Raw genomic sequence first — 8175 nt, 5'->3', positions numbered from 1 at the left:
AATGTGGCCGGTCACCCTCTCAGGTCGGCTACTGATCGTCGCCTTGGTGGGCCGTTACCTCACCAACTAGCTAATCAGACGCGGGTCCATCTTATACCGAAAAAACTTTTCACACTGCATCATGCAATGCTGTGCGCTTATGCGGTATTAGCAGTCGTTTCCAACTGTTATCCCCCTGTACAAGGTAGGTTACCCACGCGTTACTCACCCGTCCGCCACTCAGTCAACAAATCGTCACCCCGAAGGGATCGTGATAAGTTGCTTCGTTCGACTTGCATGTGTTAAGCACGCCGCCAGCGTTCATCCTGAGCCAGGATCAAACTCTCAATTTAAAAGTTTAATTCCGAATCAGTATAAAACTGACTTGTTTACTAAAAAAAGGTTTTTGTTTCGTCTTAGAAACTAAATGAATTTCAAGGATACATGTCATTCACAATCTTTACGAAGTAAAGTTTGTGTTAAGTAACAAGCTTGCTTGTTACCATAAAAACTTGTATTAATTCAAGGTTTGTTTCACTGTTCAGTTATCAATCTTCGTTTATTTGTTTTGCTCTGTGTGACTTGCTGTCCCTCAGTGCTCGATTATAATATCACCTGAATCATCACTTGTAAACCCTTTTTTGCATATTTTTTAAAGTACATCTATTCACCTTAAAATCGCCTTTTGTTTGAATTGTGCCAACATTATAAACAATGTGCTTATTTTAGGACTTTTGACACTTATATTAATATTTATTGCTTAAACAAAAGGAAGGCCCAACAACATGGGCCTCCCGTAATATGCATATATAAGCTATATTCTAAATCAATGCATTGCACCTATCCAATATATCATCTTTGGATGGAACCTCTAATCCAGCTGTAAGATCTTCGACTTGATTCTCAAACTGATGTATGGTTATGAGATTGTTCTCGTACTCTTGCAACAGTGTATTCTTTTTAGCCATTTTGTCAGCCACTTCTTCTTGTGTCAACATGCCCCATGTATCTAACTGTAATAATTTCAAATCGAAATCTTTACAAATTCTTTTGAACTCCATTATTCTCCTCCTTAAATAAAGCATTAGCGGTCTAATTATCTGATTATTTTGTTTTATAATTGTAGCATTTATTCTTAAAAATCCAAAGTGATTATATCACCCTGTTCTAATTAATTTTAAAATGATATGATTGAACAAATTATAATTATCTTTGTATGGAAGTATATATTATGAAAGATTTCAACAAACTAAAAGAACAGTGCATCCGCGAAGTTACTCACCTAGGAATAAAACTTGGATATATTTCTTCATGGGAAATTAATACCAGAGCAAAGACTCGCTGGGGCCTATGCAAATTAAATCAAGACGGTAGCTATTCTATAGAAATAGCTTCTCGTTTGCTTGAAGATGAACGAATTTCAGAGAACGCTTGTAAGGAAACGATAATCCATGAGCTTTTACACACTTGTAAAGGCTGTATGCGTCATACGGGCAAATGGAAATATTATGCAGAAGTTGTTAACCAAGTCTATGGATACAACATTAAACGTGTGACCGCAGGACAAGAAAAAGGTATAGAAAACCACGAGTCGCAAGAAATGGCTATAAAATATATATTCACCTGCGGCAAATGTGGTGCAACAATTTACCGCAAGCGCGATTCAAAGTTTACAAAGAACTATAGATATTACGGATGCGCCAGATGCGGAGCTTGCGCTTGGTCAAAAAAGACTGTCGGATAGTCGTTAGTCCATGTAAGCAAGCTCCATTCGCTTTCTAAAAGCCAATAGCTTTAGCCACCTCGCTAAAATCTGATGTGTCCTTTTCTTTGACATCGTAGTATAAAACTCTTTCGATTTCATAATCAAAACCTGTAACCGATGAGAGTACCCCTTCTTTAAAAGGTATTTCTTCATCTTCTTTAGCATAATTATAATTTGCAGCTAATGCAGCAAGTTCTTCTGCTATGATTCTAGAAAGGGCAAATGTATTATTTTCGGATTCATCAACATAGCAAGGTGCCGCATACATACTAATTTCTTCTAAAAGATTCATGTACTCCATAATCTCCTGGGGCAAGACCTTTTTTAATCCATCTACTTTAGCGTAAAACTCTTTAATTGCGTTGTATGACTTTTCCACCAAATCTAAGTACTCTTCCATGTTAAGCATGTCTTCTGCATATGCAAAATCATACTTTGCCTCTAATAATATGGCCCAATCATCAATAAGTTCTGTCATATCTATCATATATTCCTCCTAAAAAACGACCTCACAGCCATATTGCCATGAGGTCATTAGATAACTTAAATCATTATTCTGCCTTCCACAAGCCATGGAGATTGCAATAAGCATATACAGCAACGACAGCGTCATCATCTGTTAATGCAAACTCTACAGATGGCTTATCACCAGGATTCAAAACCTTCCTTTGAGCTCCTTTTTTAGTTTCAATTGCAATCCACTCAATAAAATGAGCCTCAACCATTGGATGCTCTACAGAGCCCACTGTAACTACTACTTTGTTACCATCTACTGTGAAAACAGGTACATGCTTCTCAGCTGCACCATCAGAAGTGCCAGGAACCAGTTCCTTCATCATCTTACCACAGCAAGACATTGGTGCGCCAGAATCTACAACCATTCCTACAAAATTACCACATGATTCACATACGTAAAACTTCATAAGACCCCTCCTATATTATGTAGATTAAATACCTTCATAGTTACATGATAACATTTACTATATAGTAAATAAACAAAAAAATGAGCGATGCTACGCACCGCTCATATAGCTTTAAAATTTTAAACTCGCATTAGAAATCTGTAAGATTTGCTGCACGTCTCTCAAGGAATGCACCCATTCCTTCAGCCTTATCATGTGTAGAACATGTAATACCGAAGAGGTTTGCTTCCATCTCAACTGCATTCTTGATATCCATATCATAACCGTTGTTGATAGCAGCCTTTGCGATAGAAACTGCATAGCTTCCCTTTGAAGCAATCTTAGCAGCCATAGCCTTAGCTGTGCTCATAAGCTCTTCTGTAGAAGTAACTTTGTTTACAAGACCGATTCTGTATGCTTCGTTAGCATCGATAGAATCACATGTAAAGATGAGCTCCTTAGCACGTCCCATACCTACAAGACGAGCAAGTCTCTGTGTACCACCAAATCCTGGAATGATTCCAAGACCTGTCTCAGGCTGACCAAATGTAGCATTCTCAGATGCGATACGAATATCACAAGCCATAGCGATTTCACAGCCACCGCCAAGTGCGAAGCCATTAACAGCTGCGATTGTAACCTGTCTCATGTTCATAAGCTTGAAGAATGGAACAGATGCTCTCATACCGAAAGCTCTTGCCTCAGCTGCTGTAAAGTTAACCATCTCAGAAATATCTGCACCAGCAACGAATGACTTGAATGCATTATCTTTCTTGTCTGGACCGCCTGTAAGGATAAGTACCTTTACATCGTCTCTAGCTTCGATCTCTGTCAAAGCAACATTAAGCTCATCAAGAGTCTCTGAGTTAAGTGCGTTAAGTGCTGCTGGACGTGAAATTGTAAGAACTGCAATCTCATCAGCAACTTCAAGCTTTAAGTTGTTAAATTCGCTCATAGTAATCCTCCTCTTTAGGGTCTTTGCCCTTTATCTCATGATTACTATAGTAGCCTATTGTTAAACTTTTGTCAATCGCAATAATCTTATTTTACAGACTCTTTCATTTTGCGCTTGTTATCGTACATAATTGAATCTGCTCGCTCAAATACATCTGACACGAATTTATCCTCTGATGAATATTTAGCCGCGCCAACTGCAATAGTAACTTTGCCATTCTTTTTATTTTCATTATTTGCACTTCCAATGGTAGCTAGTCGTATTTCCAATTGATCATAATCCTTGCCTTGAGCAACCGCTACAAATTCATCTCCACCAACTCTAAAAACCGGGCTTCTAGCAAAAGTATCGCATATAATTTCACAGCCTTCTTGAATATATTCATCTCCAGCCTTATGGCCCAATGTGTCATTAATCTGCTTCAATCCGTTTAAATCACATACAACTATAGCAAATTTAATGTCCTTCCCCGCCTTAATTTGGATATTAAGATGTTCTTCCTCATCCACGTATGCACGTTTATTTTTAACACCAGTAAGTTGATCCTTCACAGCTCTGTCTTCAGCCTCAAGCAAGGAATTAGCATACTCTCTTTCACGACGCACTTCTTCTTCAATATTAAGTATACCAACAATGAGTCGAGGTCCATTTGTTTCATCCAGCATAGTAGCTCTCAGACAAATGTGCATTACCTCACCATCCACCATAATTCTGTACTTGAGCATCATCATGCCCTTTGCTTCTATTTCCGCAAGTACATTTTCCTTGGTAAAGGCTTCCCTAAATACTTGCAAATCCTCTGGATGAATTGTTTTTGTAGCATTTTTTCTTGATGCCTCAAAAAATTCATTTCCTGTAGAATTAATATGTAATCTTTCATATATGTCAGATGAATTAAAGCTGACATATTCCTCTGTTTCAGGATTCACAGAGTATATGCAAATAAAGTCGCCAGTCAAAGCCATGATTCTTCGATATGTCAGCTGCTCTTCCTTGATTTTTTCAATCATTTCACGTTGCTTCATTTGAGCATCAACATTATCGATTCCAACTAATATATAATTTCCTCCGCTTCTGACGCGAAGGGCCTTTAGATTCACATATATAGGATTATTATCCTGTAATCTACGATAGGTAATAGAGTATGTTCCCTTTCGATCTATCTCAGAAAGGATATGCTCCTTGGTAAAGGACTCAAGCATAATCTCCTGGTCCTCTTTGTATACGTTCTTGGCAAACTCGCGTCTCATACAATTAAAATAATCCGTACCTTGACGCTCGATGGACACATCCCTATTCAACGCATCTGGACTATATTCTACATACTCATCTGTATCTAGATTTACATAAAACAGAATAATATAATCCTCAGATAGAGTTCGGGCAATGTAATTGTAGTTTAAATCCTCAGATGCTTTTTGTTTATCTGTAACTGAAAGGATAACTATTATAACCGCAGAAACGTGTTTAACTGAGTTTACAGCAACTCTTTGAATAAGCAGCTGGATTGATCGACCATCGGTCAACATATCATCAATAATCTGTCGCTTACCATCATTTCCGCATTTGCGAATCGAATTCATCGTATATCTTCCAGTTCGATTCTTCTTTTCTGCAAAGACATATTCCCTTGTCAAAACATCATTGTCGAAATTATATATCATAAAATCTCTGAAAGATTTATTTCCTCGTATGAGTCTTATTTTTTCATCACTTATCTCTACTATTGCCATTGGCAGTGTGTCAAAATAATTGTTTATATCATTGTTTTCTTTAGTTCTAACGCAAGATAAGTCATACAGATTAATCTTACCTATTGTGGCATAGTAATCTGTTTCTTTAGGATTTTCGAAACCGATAGCTGTACCAGAAGTATATCTCTGGAAAATATCAGAAATAGGAATCGGCTTGCAATAGTAAAAGCCTTGTACTTTTGAACAGCCAACCTCGTTTAAGAATTCAATCTGCTCTGGTAGCTCCACTCCCTCAACAACTGTCTCAATCCCCAAAGACATAGCTAATCTGATAAGCTCAGTAATAATGATTCTTGAACTATCATTGTCAACAATCTGTCTAACAAAATTCATGTTGATTTTGAGAGTGTCAAAATGAAACTTCTGCAACAGTGCCGGCGCAATATCTCCGCTGCCATAATCATCCATCCAAATCTGAAATCCCAACTCCTGGAATTGTTCTAATTGAGAAAGCAAATAATCATCTATTACTGATAATGAGCCTTCAGAAACCTCTATTGCTATCATTCTTTTTGCAATATTGGCTTTTTCAACTCTGCTGGCAACTTCCTCTATGATATCGCAAGCATAGTAATCCACTTGTGATATATTGATTGAGGTAGGCACTAAAAATAGCCCTCTTTTCAATTGCTCGTTCATTTTCTCCAGCGTTCTATCCAACACATATAAATCCAGCTTATGCACAAGATTAACAGCTTCAAGTGCTGGAACAAACTCCATTGGATTAAGCATGCCAAGAAGAGGATCCTCCCATCTTACCAAGGCTTCCTCACCGCATACTCTTCCATTTGAAGTACGAACTATAGGTTGAAAATAAACTACAATCCAACCATCTTTCAATGCACGTTCAAAATTGTCAATTATATATTTACTTTTGTTAAAAGATGCCCCCAAATCTGCCATTAAACGTTCAATCTCCTTTGGATTTCTCCAGCCACTTCACGTCCTTTAAAAATAACTGCTCCAACAAAAAGAATAACACTAACCATCAAGCATACTATCCAACAAATAGGACAGTCTCTTTCAGCAAAATAAAAAACAATATATGGCAATATGCCTACAACTAAATTAGTAAGCAGATATATCATTGCATTGCCATTTTTATCAAGCATGGCAAGTGCATAATTCGCTATAAGCGTCCCCATTACAACAATAGGTGCTACCCAGTCTAAAACCAGCCTTAAATGCCCCACATAATATGCTGTAATCATTAAAACCAATAGTACCAGAAAAACAAACAGCGTCATTATTCTGGCTGAACTAATTCCTTTTTTAAACAGCCTCATTATTCCAAATTCAAAGACAATGAGCCATAAAGCCACAAGCAAACTCCAGTGTATATTATCAAGTGGCCAAACCTTCAGATGAAGAAGGAAATCCATCCCCACACTCCAAATCACAGCAATCCATACAATAAACAGCTGTAATTTATAAAAGAAAGACTTAATCTTAAGTGTGGTCTGCATTGGAAAATATGCTTTTTCGCCTTCACCATTAAGCTTGCTCTGGCAAAGAGGACATTTTCTAAGATTGCCCCCAACTTCTATTTTACAATAAGGACAGTTCTTCATTATCGAATCACCTCCGTTGCATACACTCTAATCTTTATGCCGTCCTCTGACATGCCTCTGACCAAATTCTTAATGACACGTGTATTTGAGTATGGTGATGATATTCCAAGGGCCATTTCTCCATTGTAACTAAACATTGTAGAAAACAAATTGGCCGAACTGCAAAAAGCACTATAGCTTTGTATCATGGATGCAACATCCTCTGGTGGTTTCTGTACACCCAGATTAGATAGTACAACAGATACCTTTTTATCTGTGACCTTAGAGCCGTATCGAACAACCCACTGCTTGATAAAAAGCGGAACCGCCCTAACTGGTGCCACATATTCCATGGTCTCAAAATTGTCCATCTGTTTCTTTATATTTTCTTCTGTCAAATTTGCCTTTAGTTTTTCGTCAAACTCCCTAGCCAATTCTTCCAGTGTAATAGGCTCATCAAATATATGAGAAACATTTACGTTGTTAAAGAAATTTCTAGAAGTCTGGCTCGGATAGTAATTTCTCAGGTTAACAGGTATGGAAACATTAATAGGCATCTTACGCTTTCTTGGTGGCATATCTTCCATAATGGCAAGCATAAACCTGGCTCCAATATAGCTTGTAAGAGATACTCCTATCTCCTTTGCCTTAGGCAAAAGCTGTGCTGAAGGCATGCGTACCTCAAAAAACTGAAGCTGATCATATGGAAGCTTTAAGCCGCTTGGATGATATGCATATTTCAATGAAGAGCCTTTTAAGCCCATGCTTCCAAAGAATTGTTTGTAGCTATCCTGATTCAAATCATCCTCTGATGCACCTGAATGGATTGTTGTCTCCTCGTATTTACCTGGATATTTAAGCTTCAAATAGTCTAGTACTATTATGTTAAGAAACTCTAATGCCCCTGTGCCATCTGATATTGCATGGAACAAATCAAGATTAATTCTGTTGCCATAATAGGTGACTTTGTAGTGAAGCATGGCTCTGCCTGGTGCATAAAGCCTTGGGCATACTCTTCCATGTTCTTCTGTAACCACCGGCTGGATATCTGTATCCTCCATGTAGTGCCAAAATACACCACGTCTTATTCTTACTTGAAACTGAGGGCGTATCTGTATAGCTGATAAGACAGCCTCTTGCAACAACTCTGGATCAATATCCTCCCATAGTGTCGCGCTAACTCTAAGTGTTCTAGTGTCTCGTTTTGCTGCTGTTGCCAAAAAAACTTTTGCAACATTATCTACTTTATACCAATTATCTCTACCCATTT

At 37.8% G+C, this 8175-nt stretch carries 8 protein-coding genes and 1 rRNA gene; 1 reads left to right on the top strand and 8 read right to left on the bottom strand.

The genetic code is table 11. The annotated features are described in order from the left end of the window. Both T498_RS0109530 and T498_RS0109525 read right to left on the bottom strand, forming a co-directional pair. Positions 1-332, bottom strand: a 16S ribosomal RNA gene (locus T498_RS0109530); the annotation flags it as partial. 468 nt (positions 333-800) lie between these two features. Beyond that, positions 801-1040, bottom strand: coding sequence for a hypothetical protein (locus T498_RS0109525; RefSeq protein ID WP_028235712.1), 240 nt, complete (start codon positions 1038-1040; stop codon positions 801-803). A 170-nt stretch (positions 1041-1210) separates the two neighbouring features. Here T498_RS0109525 and T498_RS16255 point away from each other — a divergent pair, with 170 nt between their 5' ends. Next, the gene (locus tag T498_RS16255) at positions 1211-1723 is read left to right on the top strand and encodes a SprT-like domain-containing protein (protein ID WP_051524699.1); all 513 of its coding nucleotides are present in this window, start codon (positions 1211-1213) and stop codon (positions 1721-1723) included. Positions 1724-1757: 34 nt separating this feature from the next. Here T498_RS16255 and T498_RS0109515 read toward each other — a convergent pair whose 3' ends face one another. From T498_RS0109515 to T498_RS0109490, 6 genes are all read right to left on the bottom strand, one after another. Continuing rightward, entirely contained in the window at positions 1758-2231 is a 474-nt protein-coding gene (locus tag T498_RS0109515) for a hypothetical protein (protein ID WP_028235711.1), read from the bottom strand. 64 nt (positions 2232-2295) lie between these two features. Continuing rightward, positions 2296-2667, bottom strand: a complete 372-nt coding sequence (locus T498_RS0109510) for a desulfoferrodoxin family protein (protein ID WP_028235710.1) — start codon at positions 2665-2667, stop codon at positions 2296-2298. A 130-nt stretch (positions 2668-2797) separates the two neighbouring features. Continuing rightward, the gene (locus tag T498_RS0109505) at positions 2798-3601 is read right to left on the bottom strand and encodes an enoyl-CoA hydratase-related protein (protein ID WP_028235709.1); all 804 of its coding nucleotides are present in this window, start codon (positions 3599-3601) and stop codon (positions 2798-2800) included. A gap of 86 nt (positions 3602-3687) precedes the next feature. After that, complete coding sequence (locus T498_RS0109500; protein WP_028235708.1) at positions 3688-6258, bottom strand: bifunctional diguanylate cyclase/phosphodiesterase; 2571 nt, start codon at positions 6256-6258, stop codon at positions 3688-3690. Continuing rightward, positions 6258-6926, bottom strand: coding sequence for a DUF6320 domain-containing protein (locus T498_RS0109495; protein ID WP_028235707.1), 669 nt, complete (start codon positions 6924-6926; stop codon positions 6258-6260). Before T498_RS0109495 ends, T498_RS0109500 begins: the two co-directional genes overlap by 1 nt. Beyond that, a complete protein-coding gene (locus tag T498_RS0109490) occupies positions 6926-8173 on the bottom strand; it encodes a hypothetical protein (protein ID WP_028235706.1) in 1248 nt (415 codons plus the stop codon). The genes T498_RS0109495 and T498_RS0109490 overlap by 1 nt, the downstream gene beginning before the upstream one ends. Positions 8174-8175 lie beyond the last annotated feature (2 nt).

The organism is Pseudobutyrivibrio sp. MD2005, from assembly GCF_000621865.1.
Lineage (GTDB): Bacteria > Bacillota > Clostridia > Lachnospirales > Lachnospiraceae > Pseudobutyrivibrio.
This window is presented reverse-complemented; position numbering and strand designations above follow the sequence as displayed.